Raw genomic sequence first — 24,182 nt, 5'->3', positions numbered from 1 at the left:
GACAGAGATTAGAAGCGGAAGGTCGCGGTGGCAACAACCTGACGTCCTGCGCCCCAGTAGCATGCATATTCGCTGTAGCAGCTGGAGACGTATTCACGATCGAAGATGTTGTTCACGTTGACGCCGACGGATGAGCCCGGCAGTCCAAAGCGTGCCAGGTCGTATTTCACGGTCGCGTCAGCCAGTGCGTAGCCCGCGACGTTGAACGACTGGTAGGCTTTTGGCGACGAGGCAGAGTAGTAGGACACGGTGTTACCGATGTAACGGGTGCCTGCCCCTACTGTCAGACCGCTCAACGCCGTCTCGTGGAAGGTGTAATCTGCCCACAGAGACGCCATGTTACGCGGCACTTCCGCCGGACGACGGCCTTCATACCAGGTATCGTGCGTGTATTCCGCATCAGTAAAGCTATAGGACGCCGTCACGTTCACGTTGGCAGACACTGCCGCTTTCGCTTCCAGTTCGAAACCGCGAGAGCGAATTTCACCGCCCTGTACGCTAAAGCCGCTGGTCGGGTTCGCAGGATCGGCCGTCAGGTTGTTGTTTTTGGTCAGCTGATACACAGCAGCGGTGACCACAACAGGCAGATCTTTCGGTACATACTTCACGCCCGCTTCATACTGCTTGCCGCGAGCCGGATCGAACGGTTTGCCGCCCTGGGTTGCGCCGGAAATAGGCTCGAAGGATTCGCTATAGCTGAAGTACGGCGTAATACCGTTATCAAACAGGTAGTTGATCCCGCCGCGCCAGGTGAACGCCCGATCGTTGATTTCAGCCGTCGTGTCGGAGGAACGCGTCAGTGTGGACGTTTTGGCAAAATCATAGCGTCCACCCAGGGTCAGTACCCACTTATCCCACTCAGCCTGATCCTGCGCGTACAGGCCCGTTTGCTCCTGACGATTGAGCACGGCATACGGGAAGTTCACGTTGATATTGGCATTGTTGTGCTGCGGATTCGTCATGCTGATAGGGTCAGCGCTGCCGTAATCTGCATCAATATCGTTACGCATGCGCAGGTAATCGACGCCCGTTAACAGAGTATGATCCACTGCACCGGTCGCAAATTTGGACTGCAGCTGGGTATCGACCGTGAACGAGTTGAGGTCCTCATCAGAGCGCACGTACGCGCGGCTGATCTGAGCCGGTGCAATATAGCCGTTACCGTAAACGGAACGGTAAAGCGTATTGATTTTGGTGTAGCGCAGGTTTTGACGCACGGTAAAGGTGTCATCAAACTGATGGGAGAAGCTGTAGCCCACCATTTTCTGGCGACGGGAGATCTTGTTGTCTTCGTCACCTTCGTTGAAATCGGTCGGCAGCTTGTGCGCGTTGCCGTTGGCGTCGTAGTAAGGCACAACGGTACCTTCCCGCGGCAGCCAGCCGTAATAGCCTGCATCCGGATCGCTCTGGAAGTTGCTCAGGAAAGTAAAATCGGTTTTATCGTCAGGACGCCAGCTGAAAGCAGGCGCAATGGCGTAGCGGGTGGACTTAACCATTTCCTGCTGCGCATTTTCGCTGCGCCCCAGACCGGTCAGACGGTATGACCACACGCCGTCATCATCAATCGCATCGCTGAAATCAAACCCAGTCTGCCACAGGTTATCGGTACCCATTTTGAACTGAATTTCTTTCAGTGGCTCGGTGGTTGGCCGCTTGCTGACCATGCTGACCACGCCGCCCGGGTGACTTTTACCGTACAAAACGGACGTAGGGCCGCGCAGCAGCTCGACGCGCTCAAGGAAATACGGATCCATGGACGCTTCAGAATAGTTATCACCCTGCAGCTTCATCCCGTCCAGATACTGGTTGGTATTCACGGTACTGGAGGTGGTGAACCCACGAATAGAAACAACATCATACGTTGTTGACGCACCGCGTGTTGCGAACACGCTCGGCGTATAGGCCAGCGCCTGTTTAACCGTCCCCGGCTGCTTCATGTCCATCTCTTCACGGGTGACGACAGAAATAGACTGCGGGGTTTTCTCAATCGGGGTATCGGTCTTGGTCGCGGTGGCGGTGCGTTTAGCCGCAATCGTGGGTGCCGGTCCCCAGGCACTTTCCTGTGCCGCAGGTGCTGCGGTTACCGTGATAGTTTCTTCTTTTTTCGGGGTTTCGGCCGCATGAGCATACGCGGACACGCCGGCAACCGCTGTGGCGACGACGACCGCGAGTTTACGCAGCGACGTGTTCATTGGCTGAGCAGTATTGGAAAGCGCCATGATGTTTCTCTGATGGAAAAGTGAATGATAACGTAAACGAGAATTATTATTATGAGCGCCAGAATAATATGCGAAACGCGGGTTGCATAGCAAGCAGTAAGCAGCCCTACAAGATTTAAGGGTTTAAGAATTAACCAGATGAAAAGAGTGGGTTAATAAGGATAGCGAAATGATCGCTAAAGCCCGCCAAAACGGGCAGAGAGGGTTAACGGTAAAATACCTCGAACGTGGCGACGGAATCGACTTTGCCCGCTTTAACCTCCCCCGTTTTGATGTAGCGCGCCTTGAGAGGGATTTCAACGGGGATCTTGTCCTGCGTACTGGTTATCGCCGTGTAGTTCTGATCAAACTGCAGCACCGTATTATTCTTATCAAGAATTTGGATGCCGACACCCGCGGCGGCGGAATCTCCGGCAGCGATGCCGAGGATATTGCCGTTCTTCACGCCCGTTGAGCCCGCGCTGGTGAACTGATAATCGATCTTTGTCCCCGCAGAACAGTCGGTGATTTCAATCTTAAAACTGCTGTCGGTAAGTATCTCTGAGTATTGCCCGTCAAAATCCTGAACGTTGACCGTTTTAAGAGGCACATAAATGTTACGGTCGACCAGGTTACAGGTGTTGGTTGTAATGCGAACGCTGGCAGGAGAAAAGCGCATTTCACCGATCACCACGTTCCCCAGGATATCCATTGAGGTTAATCGTGAGGTATCGAGATATCCTTCCTGAATATCGCCCGTTATCACCAGCTGCGCAGTGGCGCGAAAGGTAGATACTCCATGCGAATAGCCATGTGTTGAGCCAATATAGTGCATTGGCCTGACAAGATCCTCGTCATTATAGTTTGGTAACTGCTCATTCGAGGAAGCGGCCCGAATTCCAATCCCCGGGACATTAGTTTGATAAACGCCAGGCATAACATCTTCACGCGCATCGCTTTCCGTCAAGGAGAGATAGCCTCGCCGTATTTGCGCTTCACCAGTGCAGTCTATGGCCACTTCTTTACTTTCAACGCTGTCATCGTAAATGATTGTGCCTTTCGGGGTATCAGGAGCAACAATAATCACCGGCGGAAGTTGAAACGTCACCACAGCATCCACGCCAGAGCTGCCGTTAAAAGTACAGTCTGCTCGAGCTGAATGGAAAAAGGCGGTCGCCAGCAACATCAGCACGGGTAAGAAAAACGTTTTCATGGAAAAGTGTAGATTCATGAAATACCTCTTTTAATGACAGTTGACCGTGGCTTTCACGATCCCTGCTGAGCCCTGGGAGGGAAGATCCAGCTCTCCATGACACTGATGAACGTGTTCTTCCCCCCACTGCACGCTAAACGTTGTTTTGCCGGACAGCCCCGTGAGGTAAACCTCACCGTCATCCCCGACGATGGCGGTGGTACTCTCCAGCGCTACCACAGCCCCAAACGGAACGGGCTTACCTGCGTAGAGCAAGGTCACCAGCGCGCGTCGTCCAACGCGAGCATCGAAGGTCGCGTGCAGAGCCGCCCCTTTCGTCGGCACGAGATCGAGCGTTGCCGCATCGATATCAATATCTTCCCGATCCTGTGTATTTACGGTGATGACGTTGTGCCGATAGGCCGTCATAGAGGGCACTATGGCGTTACCAAAACGGTCTGTAGAGATGCCGCGCCCGTTTTGCACTTTGATGTTATCGCCATCCTTAATGTGCACAATGGCAAAAGCGTCGCGTACGGGTTGCCCCAGCGTCACGCCATGCTCGTGGGCAACGATCGACCCCTGCGCGCTGTAGTTCCACTGTCTATTATCACCGCTGTAGCTGTAGCTCATCCCGACCTCACCGGAAGCGCCACGGTAACGCCCGGACAGGCTGCCGCCGTAGCCGGTATTCTGATTGGCATAGCTCTGCTGGAGGTTGTAGCTCAGCTTATTGTCCTCCAGCGCGGTGCCGCCGAGCCCGACCTGATGTGAAACAAACCCACCGCTGGCGGTGTTAGCGCTGTAGGTTGCCCAGGAGTCAGGCAGCCACTTTGAGAACGGAATGTTGACCGTCAACGCCATCTGCCGGTCGGTATTGGCGTCCGGGGTGCGGGTCAGGTTGTAGCTTATCGACCAGGTGATATTGCGCCAGCTGGAGCTCAGCCCCGCGCTGACGCTGCGCTCATGGCCGTCCATATCCCAGTAATCCTGCTGATAGCCGTTGAGATAAGCCGAGCCCCAGTCTGAAATACGCTGGGAAAGGTTTAGCTGCATGCGGCTACGGCGGTTGTTGGTTCTGCGATAGGTATAAATGCCGTCATCGATCTCGCCGTCACGCCGATCGATAGCTTCCTGAAAGGTATAAAACCCCGAGGTAGAGTAGCGGTAGCTGGCAAGCGTGACGGTCGTATCCGTGTCAGGGATATCTTTGGAGTACTGGGCCCGCCACGATAAACCGCTGGCATCGTCAAGCCCGTCATCAAACGCGGTACGCGCGGCGGTGAAGTCGACAGATGCGGAGCCGAAGTGCCCCAGGTCGGCACCAAGCCCCAGCAGCAGCGCATGATACAGTGACGCCCCCAGCGCGCCGGTATAGGCCGTGACGCCGTAAGGCAGACCATAGATAGCCGTACCTTGCGCAAAGATGGGTTCATCTTCACCTTCATTACCGCGATAGCGCCCTGCTGCCAGCGAGTACTTAAAACCGCCTTCTCGCTGTAACACCGGCACCGACGCGCTGGCCTGAATGAAGCTATGCTCGCTGCCATCCGCCTCTTCGACGGTCACTTCCAGATCGGCTCCGGAAGTCACCTGGCTCAAGTCGCGGATCTCAAAAGGCCCTGGCGAGACGTTTGTCTGATAGATGGTATAGCCGTTTTGCTTGATGGTGACTTTCGCGTCGCTATTCGCAATACCTCGCACAACGGGCGCAAAGCCTTGCTGGCTGACGGGCAGCATAGCGGTGTCCGTTTCCAGCTTCACGCCGGTCATCTGGACGCTGTCAAAAAGCTCGCCATTGGTATACGTCTGCCCCATCTCAAGCTGGCTTTTCAACGCTTTGATGTCACGCTGTAAAGTGCTGGCGATAGCCTCCCAGCCGGAAGCATCGCTCCAGGTGCTGTTATTACGCAGTCGCCACGCGCCAAGATTCATCCCCGACTCCAGACCCAGCCAGGTTGAAGAGGCTTTGCCCGAACTATAGTGTTGCTGAGAGCCGCTGAGCTGATAGCTTGTCCAGGCGGCAGGCGCGCCGTCATCCCAGAATTTCGGGTTAATCGCTCCGGCGGCGGCGCGATCGCGATAGATCTGCGGAATGACCAGCTTCAGGGTCTGGTTATCCTGATCGTAATCGTAGCGTGCATTTTCAATGAAATGAGAGATGTCCCGAACGTAAGCCTCGTCGTCCAGACCCTTTAAGTCAGGGATCGTGTCAACTTTCACGCCGTATTCGCGCAGGTCCGCTTTGGTCAGCTCCGGCAGCAGATGCTGTTTGTCGTCAGAAAGCACATAGGTGAGCGTACGTGTATCCAGCACGTCCCGATCCCACATAATCGTCGTGGGGTAGCTCCCCGCAAGTAAGCCATTATCATTGATGAATTTTTTGAGCGTGGAGGTATTTTCGAGAGGGGTATCCAGTTCAAGGATCCGCAGGTTGAATTCGTCATCCGCACTTGCAGGCTGGATCGCGGCGAGCAGCGCCAGCGCGATCCCGGACAGTACCTGTTTGTGAAGTAAAGATGACGACATAACTTACCAACATGATCGATTTAAAGAGCCTGCTTGCGTAGAGGAGTCTGGGCGCCGAAATCATTAATAGCCGTCCAGGTCACCGCGCCATTTGCCGCTTTTGGTAGCGCGAAACTCTGCTTGCTAAACGGTGCAACCATCATTGAAATGGCACCCGGCGTGGTTTTGGTCTCTTTCACCGGTACATTTTTCCCGCCAACGGCCAGTTCGCCAAAAGAGACGTAAAAAGGGGTGGGGTTGTTTGCAATTAGCGTCTCACCCTGACGATGGAACGTGATTTTTTCATAGGCTCCCAGGGCATCGGTTTCCTTCAGTTGAGCAGGACGCCAGAAAAGCTTCAGGCGCGTTTTCATCGCGAACTGCAGCGTGTTTTTCTCTTTCAGATCGCGCGACAGAGCAGAGACGGATTTCACATTCGCCAGAAAAAGTGATTCGCGGTCTGCCGGCAGGCTGTTTTTATCGCCGGTAAAAATAACGTGTAATAGCGTCTGACGATTTTCCTGCAACTTATAGACAGGCGGCGTAATAATAAAGGGAGCCTTTGCATCATTGGGATAACTGACCCAGCTTTGCACCAGATAACGCGTATGAGGATCTTTATTTTTAAGTGCGATTTGTACTTCAGATTTATTCGATGGATAAATAATTCGCGTACCACCGAGAACAACGCTTGCCTGCACTGAAAAGCAAGAGATAATTAAACAACCACATAACAATTTAAATAACGTCTTCATACAGCGTTCCAGGAGGCAGCCGTTCAGGCTGCCAATAATTGCTTAGCGATAGACAACCTCAAATGTGGCTGAGGAGGAGTAATGACCCGCGGTTGGCGCGGCATCACCGACCTGAATCACTTTCGCGGTGTAGTTAAAGACAGAAGCCGCTGCGCCGGTCGGATCGTTAGCCACGTCGGTGCCCGCATCCGGTACTGAACCGTCGAAGACCACATCGCCTTTGGAGCCGTTGTCGTTGCTGACAATGATGCCAACGTTAGTGGCGTTGCCTGCGCCGGAGAGATCGTTCTTCAAACGCTTGTACGCGGCGTCTGTCGTTGTGCCGCTGAACTTGAGGTTCAGTTTGGCGACCAGCGGGTCACATTTTTTTACTTCAATCTTAAAAGCTTTAGACGTCCCGACCTGACCGTCGATGCCAAAGTCTGAAGGATAAGTATCTGCGAATGTGACGGTGGATTCATTGGTCCCCGTACCATCAACATTGATCTCGCAGGTATCCGCCACAATTTTTCCGGCGAAATTTACCGTACCTGAATCATTCGCTGCAAAGACCGGCAGCGACAAAGCCGCCATAATGCTTCCGGCCAATAAAGAAGAAATAATTATCTTATTCATAACAACATCCTTATATATGTTTATAATGGAATCCATTCCTGGGAAAAATACTTTTCGCCAGAATGCCATTTAAAATTGGACGTCACTTAGCCCCGAAAAACCATTAATAAGAACATCCCATGAGGAAAGTGAAATTCACGAACTTAATTACATCAGATTAATCTTTACCGTGTCCAGCAGGATGGCGAATAAAATAGTTTAAAGTGATACCAACGCACTGATTAAAAAAAGAAAAATCACGCATTAATAATTCTTAATTAGACATTTACTAAAATTAAAATAAGAATAAATGTTAAGACAAAAAAAGCCGCTTATCACTAAGCGGCTTTTTTATTCAGGAAACTAATCAGTTTCCGCCAAACATGTCCTTAATCCAGCCGGCTACGCCATCGCTGTCTTTCTTCTCATTCTGCTGCTGCGGCTGTTGCTGCTGCGGCTGCTGTGGCTGAGAAGACTGATCGAACGGGTTGCCCGTCGGCTGTTCAGGCTGGCTCTGCTGGCACAGGGAATCCGGGTTGGTTGTCCAGACCGGCAGGGTACGCATTCCGCCACCGCAGACAAAGTTACCGGAGCTGTCCACGCCCATATCCACGATATCTTCCGGTGCAACGAGGTTCAGCGGCACCGGTGACTGATTGGCCAGATAGCGCTGGTAAATCGACATCGCCCCGCTCGCCCCGTACAGTTTGGTCGGCTGGTTGTTGTCGCGGCCTACCCAGGTGATCACCACTTCGCGGCCATCAATACCGGCAAACCAGGTATCAACGTTGTTGTTGGTGGTCCCGGTTTTACCCGCCAGATGCAGACCCGGATACTTCGCCCCCAGCTGACGCCCGGTACCACGCTGCACCACCTGCTGCATGGTCCACAGCGTCATGTAGGCGGCCTGAGCAGGAACGGCACGCTCTGCCTGCGGGAAGCTCTGATACAGCACGGAGCCATCTTCGGCAATCACCGAACGCAGGGCAGACAGCGGTGCGCGGTTACCCCCGCTGGCAATGGTCTGGAAAGCCTGGGCGACTTCGATCGGCGTCAGGTTAAGCGCGCCGAGGATCATTGCCGGCACCGGGTGCAGCTGATCTTTCGATACGCCCAGTTTTTGCCAGGTGTCGACAATCGCTGGCAGTCCCAGCGACATGCCCAGGTTAACGGTTGGTACGTTCATGGAACGCGTTAACGCATCCACCAGCATCACCTGACCGCTGAACTGTTTATCATCGTTCTGCGGTGACCACACCTGGCCGTTAGGCTGGCGCAGGGAGATAGGCGCATCCGCAATCCAGGTATTCAGACGATACTGGTTTGGCTGACTCAGGGCAGTGAGATAGGTCGCCGGTTTTGCCAGAGAACCGATCGAGCGACGCGCCTGCATGGCACGGTTGTAGCCTGCAAACTGCGGCTCGGCACCGCCCACCATCGCACGCACTTCGCCGGAGTTGCGATCAACCACTACCATCGCGGTTTCAAGATCGGAGAGCTTACGCTGTTTCTTCAGCGCAGGAATGCCTTCCACCGCCGCTTTTTCTGCCGCATCCTGCGCCACGGAGTCAAAGGTGGTGAAGATCTTCACGCCGGAGAGATCTTTGACCTTATCGCCAAGCTTGCTTTGCAGCTCCTGACGCACCAGCTGCATAAACGCAGGCTGAGGCGAAATCACACCGCCGCGCGGCTGAACGCCAAGCGGACGTGCGCTCAGCATGTCGTACAGCTCCTGATCAATCACCTGCTGTTGTTGCAGCAGACGCAGCACCAGGTTACGACGCTCCAGCGCCAGTTTCGGGTTACGCCACGGGTTATAGATGGACGCCCCTTTCACCATGCCCACCAGCAGCGCCTGCTGATCCAGGCTCAGCTCCTCCACCGGACGACCAAAGTAGTACAGGCTCGCCAGCGGGAAGCCGCGGATTTCGTTATCGCCGCTCTGACCGAGATACACCTCGTTCATGTACAGCTCAAGGATGCGATCCTTGCTGTAGCGCGCATCCATCAGCACGGCCATGTAGGCTTCGTTCGCTTTACGCCAGTAAGAACGTTCGCTGGAGAGGAACAGGTTCTTCACCAGCTGCTGGGTCAGCGTACTCGCGCCCTGTACGGTACGGCCGGCAGTCAGGTTAGCCAACACCGCACGACCAATCGAGTAGAGGCTGATGCCATCATGCTCGTAGAAGTGGCGGTCTTCGGTTGCCAGCAGGGTATCGACCAGCAGATCCGGGAAGCCGTTACGCGCCACGAACAGGCGCTGCTCGCCGTTTGCTGACGAAAGCATGGTGATCAGACGCGGATCGAGACGGAAGAAACCAAACTGACGGTTGTTATCCATGTTCTCGATGGTATCCAGACGATCGCCGTCAAAGGTCAGACGCGCGCGCACCTGCCCCTCTTTGCTGTCCGGGAAATCAAACGGACGACGGATCATCTCAATGCTGTTGGACTGCACGGTAAATTCGCCAGGCCGCGTCATTTTTGACACCTGACGATACTGGGTGGCTTCGAGCAGTTTAACCATCTCGTTCTTCGTGATGGACATATCTGGCTCAAGGTTCACCATACGGCCATATACTGCCGCAGGTAACTGCCAGACTTTACCGTCGATACGGCTGCGGATCTTCTGATCCAGATACACGCCGTAAATCGCCATCAGGACGACAAAAACAATGAACAGCTTCAGCAGCAGCCAGAACCAGCCGCGCTTGCCCCGAGGCTTACGCCCTTTGCCTTTTCCATTACGCGGCATCGGTTCTTCATCCTCATAATCGTCTTCATAGTCATCGTCATAGTCCTCATCTCTGAGGCGACGACGGCTTACCTTTTCTTTCGCCGGACGCGTTGGTTTTCCCTTACGTCCTATTGGCTCGCGGTCATTCCCCGCCATGCTTTTTCTCCGCAACTTTCAGGCGCAAAGGCCAGATTTTCTTTTCTTTCACAGGCCTGTGAAAGAAGAAATCTCTCAAAATTTGTTTTCTCCCTCTCCCTGTGGGAGAGAGTTGGGGTGAGGGCATCAGGCCGCACATCCCTTTCAGGAATATTTCTTCGTCCGCCTCGTCGGCGCCGTATTCGCCGGATCGTCCGGCCAGACATGTTTGGGGTATCGCCCCTTCATCTCTTTTTGCACTTCACGGTAGCTTCCCGCCCAGAACGCCCCCAAATCTCGAGTGATTTGTAATGGACGATGCGCAGGCGACAGCAGCTCAAGCACTAACGGCACACGCCCTTCCGCAATGGACGGCGTGGTGGCCTCACCAAACATCTCCTGCATCCGAACCGCCAGCGCCGGCGGATTATCCTCATGATAACGGATGGCAATCCGGCTTCCGGTGGGCACAGTGTAATGCCCTGGCAGTTCACTATCCAGACGTTGACGTAATGACCAGTCCAGTAAATTCTGTAACGCGACCTTAACATCAAGGGCTTTCAGCGCCCGAAGCGAGTGAACACCGTGCATTTGCGGCAGCAGCCAGCGCTCCAGAGAGCCCAGCAATGTCTCATCATCGACTGCGGGCCAGTCATACTCCGGCAGCCAACGTGCAGCACAATGCAGGCGAAGACGATACTGTTCAGCCTCTGGTGACCAGTTCAGCCCGCCTAATCCTTTTTCCCGAATGCCGTTCAGCATAGCCTGATGAAGCTCTTCTTCCGACGGCTTCGCCAACGGCTTCGTCCCGAGGGTCAGTTTACCAATCTGGCTACGCCGAAACGCCTTCAGCGTACCCTGGGCATCATCCCACTCAACGATGTCCGATTGCTGAAGCAGCTGCGGACAGGTACGGGTCAGGGCGTCAATATCTATGGCTATCGCCTGCAGGATACGCGCATCCGGGGAGTGACTCCCCTGCAGCAGGAGCGGCGCAATCAGCCACTCGTGACGCGTCAGGGCATCATCACTGTCCAGCATCGCTCCCATGCCGTTTGCCAGCTGGTAGCGACCGTCCAGCCCGCGCCGACGCGCAATCCTGTCCGGGAAGGCCTGCGCCAGCAGCCGGGGAATGCTCTCACTGTCCGGTACGCCGCCGCGGCTGTTAAGCCGTTTACCGAGCTGCTGCGCCCGCTGCTGCCAGTTCCCCTGACTGCGCGAAAACGCCTGCCCCAGATCGCTGCTGCCACCGCGCGGCGGCTCCTCAAGAATAGCCGCCAGTTTGGCCGCCGTGGCAATTTCATCGTCCCCCTGCGCGGCCGCCAGCATCGCGGCCAGACGCGGATCGTTGCCCAGTGCCGCCATTTTCTGGCCGCGCGCCGTCAGACGTTCGCCTTCCAGCGCGCAAAGCTGGGTCAGCAGATTGCGCGCAGCGGCGAGATTCACGGCAGGCGGAGAATCAAGCCAGGTAAGCTGTCCAGGATCCGGACAGCCCCACTGAAGCAGATCCATCACCAGGCCCGACAAATCACTTTGTAAAATTTCCGGCGTGCTTTGCTGTGCAGCGCGTTCAGCCTGTTCCGCGCTGGTCAAATGCAGGCAGATACCCGGCTCAAGACGCCCCGCGCGGCCCGCGCGCTGCATCATCGACGCCTGGCTAATGCGTTGCGTCAGAAGTTTAGTCAGCCCGGTACGCGGGTCAAAGCTTGCCACCCTCTCCTGGGCGCTATCCACCACCAGGCGAATCCCTTCAATGGTCAAACTGGTTTCAGCAATGTTGGTTGCCAGCACCACCTTGCGCTGCCCCACCGGGGCCGGAAGGATGGCTTTACGCTGATCCTGGAGCGACAGCGCGCCGTAGAGCGGGCAAAGCAGCACATCACCGGCTACGCGGGTAGAAAGCTGTTCCTGCACGCGCTGGATCTCACCGACACCCGGCAAAAACAGCAGCAGGGAACCGGGCTCCTGGCGCAGCAGCTCAGCGGTGGCAATGGCGACCGCCTCGTCAAAACGCTGGTGGGAGGGAAGCGGTTGATAGCGGCGTTCTACCGGAAACGCCCGCCCTTCAGAGCTGATGACCGGTGCATCGGGTAGCGCCTGCCGTAGCCGCTCGTTATCCAGCGTGGCCGACATAATCAGCAGCCGGAGATCGTCACGCAGTCCCTGCTGAACGTCCAGCAACAGCGCGAGGGCCAGATCCGCCTGCAGGCTACGCTCGTGGAATTCATCCAGGATCACCAGCCCGACGCCGGTGAGCTCCGGATCGTTTTGCAGCATGCGGGTGAGAATACCCTCGGTGACCACTTCGAGGCGCGTGCTCGGCCCCACGCAGGTCTCGGCGCGCATCCGGTAACCTACCGTTTCGCCCGGTTTTTCATTCAGCAGTTCCGCCAGACGCTGCGCCACGTTGCGCGCGGCCAGCCTGCGCGGCTCCAGCAGGATAATTTTCCCGCTGATGTTCCCGTCTTTCAGAATCTGCAGCGGCAGCCAGGTGGACTTCCCCGCACCCGTCGGGGCATTCAGCAAAACCTGCGGGGCATGATGTAAGGCAGCGAGAAGCTCAGGAAGAACGACGGCGACCGGCAATGAGGACACTAACAGCTCCAGAGGGTTAACATTAGTCGGCGTACATTGTAGCATCGGCGCATATCATTACCGAGTCCTCCGTATGCCTGAGTCCAAACGGCTGTTTTTTGCCATTGAATTGCCCACCGCGATACAGCGTCAAATTGTTCGCTGGCGCGCCGAACGCTTCCCGCCGGAAGCCGGTCGCCCTGTCGCGGCGGCTAACCTGCACCTGACGCTGGCCTTTTTGGGCGACGTCAGTGCCGAAAAGCAGCGGGCGTTAGCCGCAATGGCCGGGCGTATTGCCCAGCCGGAATTTACGCTGCACCTCGACGATGCGGGTCAGTGGCTGCGTTCGCGCGTGGTCTGGCTGGGCACGCGCCAGCCACCGCGCGGATTATTGCAGCTTGCGAACATGCTGCGCGCGCAGGCGGCGCGCAGCGGCTGTTATCAGAGCCCGCAGCCGTTTCATCCACATATCACGCTGCTGCGCGATGCCGGTCAGGCCGTTGCCATCCCGCCGCCGGGTTTTCACTGGGCTTTTCCGGTCAACGGATTCGCGCTTTACGAATCCGTCTTTGCACAGGGACGCACCCGCTATACGCCGCTACAGCGCTGGACGCTGGGCAACACCGAAAGGAATTCTGATGAAGTTTAGTCCTCCCCTGCAGCACGCTACGCTTATCCAACGCTACAAACGCTTCCTCGCCGACGTGATCACCCCCGAAGGGATACAGCTCACCCTGCACTGTCCCAATACCGGTGCCATGACGGGCTGTGCGACGCCGGGTGACAGGGTCTGGTATTCCACATCAGAAAATACTAAACGCAAATATGCCCATACCTGGGAAATGACCGAAACCCAAAATGGGGCATTTATTTGCGTTAACACCCTGCGCGCAAATCAACTGGTTAAGGAAGCGCTGACCCATGGCACCATTCCTGAACTGGTCGGTTATGGTACGCATAAAAGTGAAGTGAAATATGGCGATGAAAGCAGCAGAATTGACTTCATGTTACAGGCGGAAGACAGGCCGGAGTGCTATATTGAAGTGAAATCAGTGACGTTAGCGGAGCAGGAAAATGGCTACTTCCCGGATGCGGTAACGCTACGTGGCCAGAAGCATCTGCGAGAGCTAATGAGTGTTGCGGCGGCGGGCAAACGCGCCGTATTGCTGTTTGCGGTGTTGCATTCAGCCATTGAACGTTTCTCCCCTGCCCGCCATATTGATCCTAAATACGCGCAATTGTTGAATGAGGCACAAAAGCAGGGGGTAGAGGTTTTCGCTTATAAAGCGGAACTTTCTGCCGATAATATGACTCTGAGATCCTCTCTTCCCATTGTCTTATAAGGGATTAGACGATTGACGATTAAGTGTTCTGGCCGCGTGCGCAAATACGCTTTTCCTCACAGGCTTGTCAAGTGTTACGTTTAGATAATTGCCATCCGGAAAAGCATCTGCTATTTATAGCGACCTGATTTTTCCCCCAACACGGGGATCGATAGTGCGTGTTAAGGAGAAGCAACATGCAAGAAGGGCAAAACCGTAAAACATCGTCCCTGAGTATTCTCGCCATCGCTGGGGTGGAGCCGTATCAAGAGAAGCCGGGCGAAGAGTATATGAACGAAGCCCAGCTGTCGCACTTCAAGCGTATTCTTGAAGCATGGCGTAATCAACTCAGGGATGAAGTCGATCGCACCGTTACTCATATGCAGGATGAAGCTGCTAACTTCCCGGATCCGGTAGACCGTGCCGCTCAGGAAGAAGAGTTCAGCCTCGAACTGCGTAACCGTGACCGCGAACGCAAACTGATCAAAAAGATCGAGAAAACGCTGAAAAAAGTCGAAGACGAAGATTTTGGCTACTGCGAATCCTGCGGTGTTGAAATCGGTATTCGTCGCCTGGAAGCGCGTCCAACCGCCGATCTGTGCATCGACTGTAAAACGCTGGCCGAAATCCGCGAAAAACAGATGGCCGGTTAATACCAGCGCTGTTTACACACTCTAAAGGCGGGAGTCTCTCCCGCCTTGTTACTGTTGATATGTCTGAATCACACTATATTGGGCGCTTCGCGCCATCTCCTTCCGGTGAATTACACTTCGGCTCATTAATTGCCGCGCTCGGCAGCTACCTGCAGGCTCACGCCCGCCAGGGAAAATGGCTCGTCCGCATTGAAGATATTGACCCTCCGCGTGAAGTTCCCGGTGCTGCAGAGACGATTCTGCGTCAGCTGGAACATTACGGTCTTCACTGGGATGACGAGGTGCTGTGGCAGTCAAAACGTCACGGGGCGTATCGGGAACGTCTGGCCTGGCTTCGCGCACAGGGACTTTCCTATAACTGCACCTGCACCCGCGCGCGTATCCAGAGCGCAGGCGGCGTCTATGACGGCCACTGCCGCACGCTTAATCTTCCTCCGGAAAATGCCGCCGTGCGTATCAGTCAGCGCTCCCCGGTGACGCGCTTTACCGATTTACTCTCCGGTGAGATTCATGCCGATGAACGTCTGGCGCGTGAGGATTTTATTATTCACCGTCGCGATGGCCTGTTCGCCTATAACCTGGCCGTGGTGGTGGACGATCATTTCCAGGGCGTGACGGAAATTGTGCGCGGGGCGGATCTGGTCGAGCCGACCGTTCGACAAATCTCGCTGTATCACCAGTTTGGCTGGACGGCGCCGGACTACATTCATCTGCCGCTGGCGGTCAATGCGCAGGGCTTTAAATTGTCAAAGCAGAACCACGCCCCGGCCCTGCCAGACGGCGATCCGCGTCCTGTTTTGATCGACGCGCTGCGATTTCTCAACCAGAATGTAACCAACGAATGGCAGGATCTGCGTATTGACGAACTGCTGAAAATGGCCGTTGCCAACTGGACGCTCGCGGCAGTGCCAAAAATCCAGCATTCTCAAATGCGTTGCGCTGAGCTATGATTAGCCGCTTTTTTCATAACAAAACACACTACGAGGTGTACCATTTTTACCCGAGTCGCTAATTTTTGCCGTAAAGTGCTAAGCCGCGAAGAGAGCATGGCGAACGATGCTATTGCACAGCCACACATGTCGGTTATTCCGCGTGAGCAGCACACTATTTCCCGCAAAGATATCAGTGAAAATGCCCTCAAGGTGCTCTATCGACTGAATAAAGCGGGCTACGAGGCCTATCTCGTGGGCGGTGGAGTGCGTGATTTACTGCTGGGCAAAAAACCAAAAGATTTCGACGTGACGACCAGCGCCACGCCTGAGCAGGTGCGCAAATTATTCCGTAACTGTCGTCTCGTTGGCCGCCGTTTCCGTCTGGCTCACGTGATGTTTGGGCCGGAAATTATCGAAGTGGCGACCTTCCGCGGCCACCACGAAGCGGGCGCGTCCGATCGCACTACGTCACAGCGCGGCCAGAACGGTATGCTGCTGCGCGACAATATCTTCGGATCCATCGAAGAAGATGCCCAGCGTCGCGACTTCACCATCAATAGCCTTTATTACAGCGTGGCGGATTTCACCGTGCGCGATTACGTCGGCGGCATGCAGGACCTGAAAGAAGGTCTGATCCGTCTGATCGGCACGCCGGAAACGCGCTACCGTGAAGATCCCGTGCGTATGCTGCGCGCCGTGCGTTTCGCCGCCAAGCTGGATATGCGCATCAGCCCGGAAACGGCAGAGCCGATCCCGCGGCTGGCAACGCTGATTAACGACGTGCCGCCTGCTCGCCTGTTTGAAGAGGCTCTGAAGCTGCTGCAGGCCGGCCACGGCTTTGAAACCTATAATCTGCTGCGCGAATACAACCTGTTCCAGCCGCTGTTCCCGACCATTACCCGCTACTTCACCGAAAACGGTGACAGCCCAATGGAGCGGATGATTGCGCAGGTGCTGAAAAATACCGATACCCGCATTCGCAACGACATGCGCGTGAACCCGGCGTTCCTGTTTGCCGCAATGTTCTGGTATCCGCTGCTGGAAACGGCACAGCGTATTACCCAGGAGAGCGGGCTCGCCTATTACGATGCGTTCGCGCTGGCTGCCAACGACGTGCTGGACGAAGGCTGCCGCACACTCGCCATTCCGAAACGTATTACCACCCTGGTGCGCGACATCTGGCAGCTTCAGCTGCGCATGTCCCGTCGTCAGGGCAAACGCGCCTGGAAGCTGATGGAGCATCCTAAATTCCGCGCTGCCTTCGATCTCCTGTCGCTGCGTGCGGAAATTGAACGCAACCAGGAGCTGCAGCGTCTGGCGCAGTGGTGGGCTGAATTCCAGGTCTCCGCCCCGCCGGAGCAGAAAGATATGCTTACCGGGCTGGATGAAGAGCCGGAACCGCGTCGCCGTCATCGTCGTCCGCGCAAACGCGCGCCGCGTCGTGAAGGGACAGCATGACCCTCGCGTATATCGCCATCGGCAGCAATTTAGCCTCTCCGCTGGAGCAGGTGAATGCTGCCGTACAGGCGCTGGGCGAGATTCCGCAAAGCAAGATCGTGGCGGTCTCCTCGTTCTACCGCACGCCGCCGCTGGGGCCGCAGGATCAGCCCGATTACCTCAACGCCGCCGTGGTACTTGAAACTGCCCTTGATGCCGAAACACTGCTGGACAATACCCAGCGCATCGAACTGCAGCAGGGCCGCGTACGCAAAGCCGAACGCTGGGGACCGCGCACGCTGGACCTCGACATTATGCTGTTTGGTCACGAGACGATTAACACTGAACGTCTCACCGTTCCGCATTACGATATGAAAAATCGCGGGTTTATGCTCTGGCCGCTCTATGAAGTCGCCCCCAATCTCATCTTCCCGGATGGCACCTCACTTAAGTCCATTCTGGACAACCTCAACGCGGAAAAACCCGCTCGCTGGTGATCGGGTTCCCCTGTCAGTTAGCCTCAAAATAATTGTGGCTAATCGTTTACCTAAAATCATTGTTCCCTCGAATGTTACTGTTAGAATGCGCAAAGATTCGCTTTTGGGCTATCAGGAAACAGTATGAAACCAACCACCATCTCCTTACTGCAGAAATGCAAACAGGAAAAAAAACGCTTCGCCACCATCACCGCGTATGACTACAGCTTCGCCAAACTGTTTGCCGAAGAGGGGATCAACGTCATGCTGGTCGGAGATTCGTTAGGGATGACGGTACAAGGACATGATTCCACCCTGCCGGTGACGGTTGAGGATATCGCTTACCATACCCGCGCCGTGCGCCGTGGCGCCCCAGCCTGCCTGCTGCTTTCCGATCTGCCGTTTATGGCCTATGCCACGCCGGAACAGGCATTCGAAAACGCGGCGGCAGTGATGCGCGCCGGTGCCAATATGGTCAAAATTGAAGGCGGCGCCTGGCTGGTTGATACGGTGAAGATGCTCACCGAGCGCGCCGTGCCGGTCTGCGGCCATTTAGGCCTGACGCCGCAGTCCGTGAATATCTTCGGCGGCTATAAGGTGCAGGGCCGCGGCGATGCAGCCCAGACGCTGCTGGATGATGCCCTGGCGCTGGAAGCCGCAGGTGCCCAGCTGCTGGTGCTGGAGTGCGTGCCGGTTGAGCTGGCGAAACGCATCACCGACGCGCTGTCCATTCCGGTGATTGGTATTGGTGCAGGCAACGTCACCGACGGCCAGATTCTGGTGATGCACGACGCCTTCGGTATCACCGGCGGACACATCCCGAAATTTGCTAAAAATTTCCTCGCCGAAGCGGGCGACATGCGCGCTGCGGTCAGGCAGTATATTGCCGACGTTGAATCCGGTGTTTACCCGGGTGAAGAACACAGTTTCCATTAAGGAGTCTCGTTGTGCTAATCATTGAAACCCTGCCGCTGCTGCGCCAGCATATCCGCCGCGCGCGTCAGGAAGGTAAACGTATCGCACTGGTCCCAACCATGGGCAATCTGCATGACGGCCACATGAAGCTCGTCGACGAAGCCCGCGCGCGGGCAGATATCGTGGTGGTCAGTATCTTCGTGAACCCCATGCAGTTTGACCGCGCCGACGATCTGGCGCGCTATCCGCGCACCCTGCAGGAAGATTGCGAGAAGCTCAAAAAACGCCATGCGGATATCGTCTTCTCACCTGCACCGGCGGATGTTTACCCGCAGGGTACTGAAGAGGCAACCTACGTTGACGTCCCGGGGATTTCCACCATGCTCGAAGGTGCCAGCCGCCCGGGCCATTTCCGCGGCGTTTCCACCATCGTCAGCAAGCTGTTCAACCTGGTACAGCCGGACGTTGCCTGCTTCGGTGAGAAAGATTTCCAGCAGCTGGCGCTGATCCGCAAAATGGTCGCGGATATGGGTTACGATATCGAGATTGTCGGCGTACCGATTGTACGTGCCAAAGACGGTCTGGCGCTCAGTTCGCGAAATGGCTACCTGACCGCTGAACAGCGTAAAATCGCGCCGGGCTTAAGCAAGGTCATGAACACCATGGCGGAGCAGGTTCTGGCAAAAGAGTTGACCGTCGAAGAGATCGTCGCCCTCGCCGAACAGGCGCTGAACGATAAAGGTCTTCGCGCTGACGACGTACAAATTCGTGATGCTGATACGCTGCTGGAATTTACGGAAACCAGCAAACGTGCGGTGATCCTGGTAGCGGCATGGCTTGGCCAGGCTCGTCTGATTGATAATAAAGTGGTTGAGCTGGCGTAGTTCTCGCCCTTGATAATTAAAGGTAAACGTAATGATTCGCAAAATGCTGCAAGGTAAGCTTCACCGTGTGAAAGTCACCCAGGCCGACCTGCACTATGAAGGCTCCTGCGCCATTGACCAGGATTTCCTCGATGCTGCGGGGATCCTTGAAAACGAAGCGATCGATATCTGGAACGTGAATAACGGTAAACGCTTCTCTACCTACGCGATTGCCGCCGAGCGCGGTTCTAAAATCATCTCCGTTAACGGCGCAGCCGCGCACTGTGCAGACGTGGGCGACATTGTGATTATCGCCAGCTTCGTGATGATGTCTGACGAAGAAGCCCGGCGCTGGCAGCCTAAAGTGGCCTACTTCGAAGGCGACAATGAAATGAAGCGCACCGCAAAGGCGATTCCGGTTCAGGTTGCCTGACCTATTCACAGGACTGTTATATTCAGGACAGTCCTGCTCTTTATTTCGCTGTTATCGCGTTTATAATGAAACAGATACATCACCCCCAGCAATAATAAGACTAAATAAACATGAAGAAATATAAGATTTATTATATACAAACATTCATTTTTGTTAGTATTCCTACTATTACGTTCTAATTTTTCTGCTTTTTGGTCATTCCTTTCCACAATATTCATCACCCCTCATCACTCACCTCCTTGATTTTCAATAAAAAAACAGCTCAATTTAATTAACCTAAATTCACTCTAAAGTTCTTTTAAATACCAACCCTCAGAAAACAATATTATATTCATTTCGCTTTATGGGAGAAAACCATAATTATCTTGAATAACTTTATTTAATAAATGGATATTGTAAATATGTTTAAGAAAACTGTGTTGGCTGCATCTGTAGCTGTTATGGCAATGGGTTCTGTTTCCGCAATGGCTGCCGATGTTGGCCTGATCACTTTTGACGGTGCTGTTTCTGATACCACTTGCGTTATCACTACGAATAACGGTGTTGATGCAAACAACGTGACCATAACTCTGCCTGTTGTTAAAAAAGCTGACCTCGAAAAAACCACTGTTGATGCTGGCATCGGTTCCAAAGAGTTCGAACTGCATATGAGCCAGTGCCCGGATACACTAACCTCTGCATCCGCAATCTTTACCTCTCAGCAGTTCGCTGATCTGTCTAACGGCACCCTGAAAGCAGACCCAACTGTTGCGGGTCATGCTGACAACGTTGGTCTGGCTCTGTTTAACAACACCAGCGCAAACACCGATCGTATCATGATTGGCCAGCCTGCGAACAATACCCAGGTTGCGACGCTGACTGCTGGTGAAGGCACTCTGGCTTACCGTGTTGCATACGTTCCAGGCGCTGCATGGGTTAAAGGTACTAACGACATCACATCTGGTAAGGTGAGCAGCAACGTAACCTTCACCATGAGCTACGAATAAGAGTTTATCTCTGATATATGCGCTCACGGATGAGGTGGGCGCATTTTTATTTTAAAGGATTAAAATTATGCGCCCGATTAAAACCTGTCTTACCGCACTGATGTTAAGTGCTGTTTTTTCAGTTTCACATTCAGCATTTGCCGATATTGTTATCTCTGGCACGCGAGTCATTTACCCTGAATCGGCCAAAGATGTGACCGTAAATATGGAAAACCGTGGTAATAAACCACTATTAGTTCAGTCCTGGCTTGATGATGGTCGCGATACTACTAACCCACAAGAGTTAAAGCTGCCGTTTATCGTCACTCCTCCTGTTTCACGTGTTGATCCCGCAAAGGGGCAGACCGTCCGTATTACATGGCTAGGACAGGCAATGGCAAAAGACAGAGAGACCATGTACTGGTTTAACGTACTGGAAGTGCCGCCCAAAGCGAAAGAGGCGGATAGTCAGAACATGCTGCAGTTGGCTTTCCGTACGCGTATCAAGATGTTTTTCCGCCCAGATGGTCTGAAAGGCGACCCGACAACGGCAGCTGCCCAGTTGCAATGGTCTCAGCAGTCTAATGCTTTAATCGCGCGCAATGATTCACCATTCTATGTATCTATTGCCAAAATTGAAACGACCGTGGGCGGTAAGAAAATTGAATTAGAACCTCACGTTGTTGCGCCATTTGCCAGCCAGTCTTATGACCTGAAAACCGCGGTTTCGGCAAAGATTAGTAAAATCACCTTTACGTCAATCAATGATTTTGGCGGTGCAGATAAGCGCGACGCAATCGTCAATTGATTAAAAATAATTATTTGTTCTTTATTATTAGCAGCTAACGGATTAGTAATAGCAATGTTATTTCGCCGCTCATTTCTTTGTATTGCCATATGCACAGCGTTCCAGTCAGCATCTTTTGCCGCTGACAAAACGCCTGCGCCATCTTCTGGTAGTGAAGAGGTCGAATTCAACGATCAGTTCCTGTTTAATACAGGAGCCAATATTGACGTTAGCCGCTTTTCTCGCGGGAATCCCGTTATTCCAGGAACATTTAAAACACAACTCGTTTTGAACGGGCAAAAAAAAATACTCACTGACTTCACGTTTAAAGAAAACGGAACCCCGCGAGCAACGCCTTGTTTTACACCTAAGTTATTGATGCAGATCGGTATTAAAGCCGACGCGCTCAAAAATGTGTTAGGTGATCAGGATTTCGAAGAGGGTAAAGAAGTCTGTATCAATATTAGTGAGGCCTTAACAGGGGCTTCCTGGGACTTCAATGCCGCGACGCAGGAATTAAGCCTGGTCGTACCGCAGGTTTTTGTTGAACGTCGCCCGAATGGTTATGTTGACCCGTCTCTGTGGGAAGATGGTATTACCGCCGGAATGCTCTCTTACGATCTCAACGCGTGGCATTCAGACAGCACCGACGGTGCACGTGATACCGCGTATGCCGGCCTCAAATATGGCCTCAACATGGGCCCGTGGCGTTTGCGCTCACGCGGTACGCTCAACTGGAGCCAGGATGATGGTTCGGATTACTCCAGCCAGGATATTTACCTGCAACGTGATATTACGCCGTTACGCGCCCAGTTATTGTTAGGTGACTCTTTTACCCGCGGCGATACCTTTAACTCCTTCAGCCTGCGTGGCGTGAGAATGTATAACGACGATCGCATGCTGCCAGGGGGGATCTCCACCTACGCCCCGACCATCCGTGGCGTCGCAAAAAGTAACGCCAAAGTGACCGTGACACAAAGCGGGAACAAGATATTCGAATCAACCGTTCCACCGGGAGCTTTTGAACTCAACGATCTCAGCACAACCGGTTACGGGAGTGATTTGGTTGTTACCATCGAAGAATCGGACGGAAGTACTCGCACATTTTCCGTGCCCTACTCTTCCGTAAGTCAAATGCTTCGCCCGGGCTATAGCCGCTGGGATATCGGCGTCGGCGAACTTAACGATGACAGTCTTCGCGATAAGCCGCGTCTGGGTTATGCCACAGGCTATTACGGGATAAACAACACCTTTACCGGCTACACTGGCTTCCAGTATATGGACACGGGTTACTTATCTGGATTGATCGGGATCGCCATGAACACCCCGATCGGAGCCTTTGCACTGGATGTCACCCATTCTGATGCTAATATCGACGGTCTCGATAACCTGAGCGGCCAGAGTTATCGCGTCTCCTGGAGCAAACTGCTTACCGATACCAACACCTCGTTTAACGTGGCGGCCTATCGCTTCTCAACGCAGAACTATCTGACGCTGAATGACGCGGCATCACTGGCGGATGACGTGAAATATCGCGATAAATCACGTAACCCCGACCATACGAACGAAGATGTGTACAACAGCTTCCAGCGTATGAAAAACCAGGTGCAGGTCAACATCAGCCAACCTTTGTCATCCGGCAAGGAGAACTACGGCTCGTTATATATCACCGGCAGCTGGCAGGATTACTGGACTGATTCCAGCTCAACATCTCAGTATTCGGTGGGTTACAACAGCTCATTCTGGCTGGGTAGTTATAGCGTCTCATTACAGCGCAGCTACGATGCATATGGCGCAAAAGATGACAGCGTCTACGTGAACCTCAGTATCCCTCTGGAAAACCTGTTTGGTCACGGCAAACATCCAGGCGGTTTCTCCAGCGTGAACATGAGCGTGAACTCAGATTTCAAAGACAGTTCGGCGTTTAACACCAGCGCAAATGGCAACTCCGACGATTACCGTTTCAGCTACAGCGTCAATACCAGTACCAGCCATGCCGACAGCGGCGATCTCAACCAAATAGGCGGCTATGGCAGTTACAGCAGCCCATATGGTCCCTTGAGCTTATCTGCCTCTGCCTCTGATGACAGCAGCCAGCAGTACTCTCTGAGCTACAGCGGAGGAATGCTGGTGCACTCAGGCGGCATTACATTGGCTCCAGGCAGCATTGGCGACACCGATACACTGGCGCTGGTAAGCGCGCCTGGGGCGAAAGGGGCCCAGCTGACGGTAGGGGACGGCGTTATTGGAAGTTCAGGTTATGCAATCATGCCTTATCTGTCGGCTTACCGTGAGAACACCGTCGGGATTGATATTGCCAGACTGGAATCAGACGTGGAAGTCAAAAACACCAGCACAGTTGCCGTGCCGCGCAGCGGCGCCATTGTTCGCGTGGATTTCGAAACCGACCAGGGACGCTCAATGCTGCTGGACCTGCATCGTTCTGACAACGGTTTTATTCCGCTGGGGGCAGATGTCCAGAACGATAAAGGCCAGTCCGTCGGTTCCGTTGGCCAGGCAGGCCAAGCATATGTGCGTGGTATCGACGATCGCGGCACGTTACGTGTTGTATGGGGAAGCGAGGCAAACAGCACCTGTACTGTGACCTATAACACCACCTCATCTACCCGGAAAGTGGGTCTGACAACCATGCTGGATAACCAGTCCTGTCAGATGTAATCGTTTTATAACATGGAGTTATTTTTA

At 54.2% G+C, this 24,182-nt stretch carries 19 protein-coding genes; 12 read left to right on the top strand and 7 right to left on the bottom strand.

Features of this window, described 5'->3' with window-relative positions; all coding sequences use genetic code 11:
- Nucleotides 1–8: 8 nt before the first annotated feature.
- The 7 genes from fhuA to hrpB all read right to left on the bottom strand — a co-directional run bounded on the left by fhuA (nucleotide 9) and on the right by hrpB (nucleotide 12,714).
- Nucleotides 9–2,219 carry a ferrichrome porin FhuA gene (gene fhuA, locus GXP72_RS04000; protein WP_048990251.1) on the bottom strand — a complete coding sequence of 737 codons (2,211 nt, stop codon included), beginning with the start codon at nucleotides 2,217–2,219 and terminating at the stop codon, nucleotides 9–11.
- A 205-nt stretch (nucleotides 2,220–2,424) separates the two neighbouring features.
- Nucleotides 2,425–3,429, bottom strand: a complete 1,005-nt coding sequence (locus tag GXP72_RS03995; RefSeq protein WP_090419000.1) for a fimbrial protein — start codon at nucleotides 3,427–3,429, stop codon at nucleotides 2,425–2,427.
- A 12-nt stretch (nucleotides 3,430–3,441) separates the two neighbouring features.
- Nucleotides 3,442–5,919, bottom strand: a complete 2,478-nt coding sequence (locus GXP72_RS03990; protein ID WP_024907506.1) for a fimbria/pilus outer membrane usher protein — start codon at nucleotides 5,917–5,919, stop codon at nucleotides 3,442–3,444.
- Between the two features lie 20 nt (nucleotides 5,920–5,939).
- Nucleotides 5,940–6,653, bottom strand: coding sequence for a molecular chaperone (locus tag GXP72_RS03985; RefSeq protein WP_090419003.1), 714 nt, complete (start codon nucleotides 6,651–6,653; stop codon nucleotides 5,940–5,942).
- Nucleotides 6,654–6,695: 42 nt separating this feature from the next.
- Complete coding sequence (locus GXP72_RS03980; protein WP_175557801.1) at nucleotides 6,696–7,268, bottom strand: fimbrial protein; 573 nt, start codon at nucleotides 7,266–7,268, stop codon at nucleotides 6,696–6,698.
- Nucleotides 7,269–7,614: 346 nt separating this feature from the next.
- The gene (gene mrcB, locus GXP72_RS03975; RefSeq protein WP_024907503.1) at nucleotides 7,615–10,140 is read right to left on the bottom strand and encodes a bifunctional glycosyl transferase/transpeptidase; all 2,526 of its coding nucleotides are present in this window, start codon (nucleotides 10,138–10,140) and stop codon (nucleotides 7,615–7,617) included.
- A gap of 144 nt (nucleotides 10,141–10,284) precedes the next feature.
- Nucleotides 10,285–12,714 carry an ATP-dependent helicase HrpB gene (gene hrpB, locus GXP72_RS03970; RefSeq protein ID WP_090419008.1) on the bottom strand — a complete coding sequence of 810 codons (2,430 nt, stop codon included), beginning with the start codon at nucleotides 12,712–12,714 and terminating at the stop codon, nucleotides 10,285–10,287.
- 73 nt (nucleotides 12,715–12,787) lie between these two features.
- Here hrpB and thpR point away from each other — a divergent pair, with 73 nt between their 5' ends.
- The 12 genes from thpR (at nucleotide 12,788) to GXP72_RS03910 (ending at nucleotide 24,155) form a co-directional block, all read left to right on the top strand.
- A complete protein-coding gene (gene thpR / locus GXP72_RS03965) occupies nucleotides 12,788–13,342 on the top strand; it encodes an RNA 2',3'-cyclic phosphodiesterase (RefSeq protein ID WP_090419011.1) in 555 nt (184 codons plus the stop codon).
- A complete protein-coding gene (gene sfsA, locus GXP72_RS03960; protein ID WP_024907500.1) occupies nucleotides 13,332–14,036 on the top strand; it encodes a DNA/RNA nuclease SfsA in 705 nt (234 codons plus the stop codon). The genes thpR and sfsA overlap by 11 nt, the downstream gene beginning before the upstream one ends.
- Before the next feature lie 176 nt (nucleotides 14,037–14,212).
- Nucleotides 14,213–14,668 (top strand): RNA polymerase-binding protein DksA, encoded by a 456-nt coding sequence (dksA, locus tag GXP72_RS03955; RefSeq protein WP_001155232.1) that lies wholly within the window; start codon nucleotides 14,213–14,215, stop codon nucleotides 14,666–14,668.
- 59 nt (nucleotides 14,669–14,727) lie between these two features.
- On the top strand, nucleotides 14,728–15,618 hold the full coding sequence (gluQRS, locus tag GXP72_RS03950; protein WP_090419014.1) for a tRNA glutamyl-Q(34) synthetase GluQRS: 891 nt from the start codon (nucleotides 14,728–14,730) through the stop codon (nucleotides 15,616–15,618).
- A gap of 42 nt (nucleotides 15,619–15,660) precedes the next feature.
- A complete protein-coding gene (pcnB, locus tag GXP72_RS03945; protein ID WP_073961632.1) occupies nucleotides 15,661–17,058 on the top strand; it encodes a polynucleotide adenylyltransferase PcnB in 1,398 nt (465 codons plus the stop codon).
- Complete coding sequence (gene folK, locus GXP72_RS03940) at nucleotides 17,055–17,534, top strand: 2-amino-4-hydroxy-6-hydroxymethyldihydropteridine diphosphokinase (RefSeq protein ID WP_090419018.1); 480 nt, start codon at nucleotides 17,055–17,057, stop codon at nucleotides 17,532–17,534. Before pcnB ends, folK begins: the two co-directional genes overlap by 4 nt.
- A gap of 123 nt (nucleotides 17,535–17,657) precedes the next feature.
- A complete protein-coding gene (gene panB, locus GXP72_RS03935) occupies nucleotides 17,658–18,449 on the top strand; it encodes a 3-methyl-2-oxobutanoate hydroxymethyltransferase (protein WP_008501941.1) in 792 nt (263 codons plus the stop codon).
- 11 nt (nucleotides 18,450–18,460) lie between these two features.
- Nucleotides 18,461–19,312, top strand: coding sequence for a pantoate--beta-alanine ligase (gene panC, locus GXP72_RS03930; protein ID WP_024907496.1), 852 nt, complete (start codon nucleotides 18,461–18,463; stop codon nucleotides 19,310–19,312).
- A 31-nt stretch (nucleotides 19,313–19,343) separates the two neighbouring features.
- A complete protein-coding gene (gene panD, locus GXP72_RS03925) occupies nucleotides 19,344–19,724 on the top strand; it encodes an aspartate 1-decarboxylase (RefSeq protein ID WP_003856284.1) in 381 nt (126 codons plus the stop codon).
- Between the two features lie 401 nt (nucleotides 19,725–20,125).
- Nucleotides 20,126–20,710 (top strand): fimbrial protein, encoded by a 585-nt coding sequence (locus GXP72_RS03920; protein WP_048990228.1) that lies wholly within the window; start codon nucleotides 20,126–20,128, stop codon nucleotides 20,708–20,710.
- A 67-nt stretch (nucleotides 20,711–20,777) separates the two neighbouring features.
- Nucleotides 20,778–21,497: a fimbrial chaperone gene (locus GXP72_RS03915; RefSeq protein ID WP_061715954.1), complete on the top strand. Its 720-nt coding sequence runs from the start codon at nucleotides 20,778–20,780 to the stop codon at nucleotides 21,495–21,497.
- 54 nt (nucleotides 21,498–21,551) lie between these two features.
- Nucleotides 21,552–24,155, top strand: coding sequence for an outer membrane usher protein (locus tag GXP72_RS03910; RefSeq protein ID WP_061715955.1), 2,604 nt, complete (start codon nucleotides 21,552–21,554; stop codon nucleotides 24,153–24,155).
- The last annotated feature ends 27 nt before the right edge of the window (nucleotides 24,156–24,182 follow it).

It is taken from the genome of Enterobacter sp. SES19, assembly GCF_011765665.1.
GTDB classification, from domain to species: Bacteria; Pseudomonadota; Gammaproteobacteria; order Enterobacterales; family Enterobacteriaceae; genus Enterobacter; species Enterobacter pseudoroggenkampii.
This window is presented reverse-complemented; position numbering and strand designations above follow the sequence as displayed.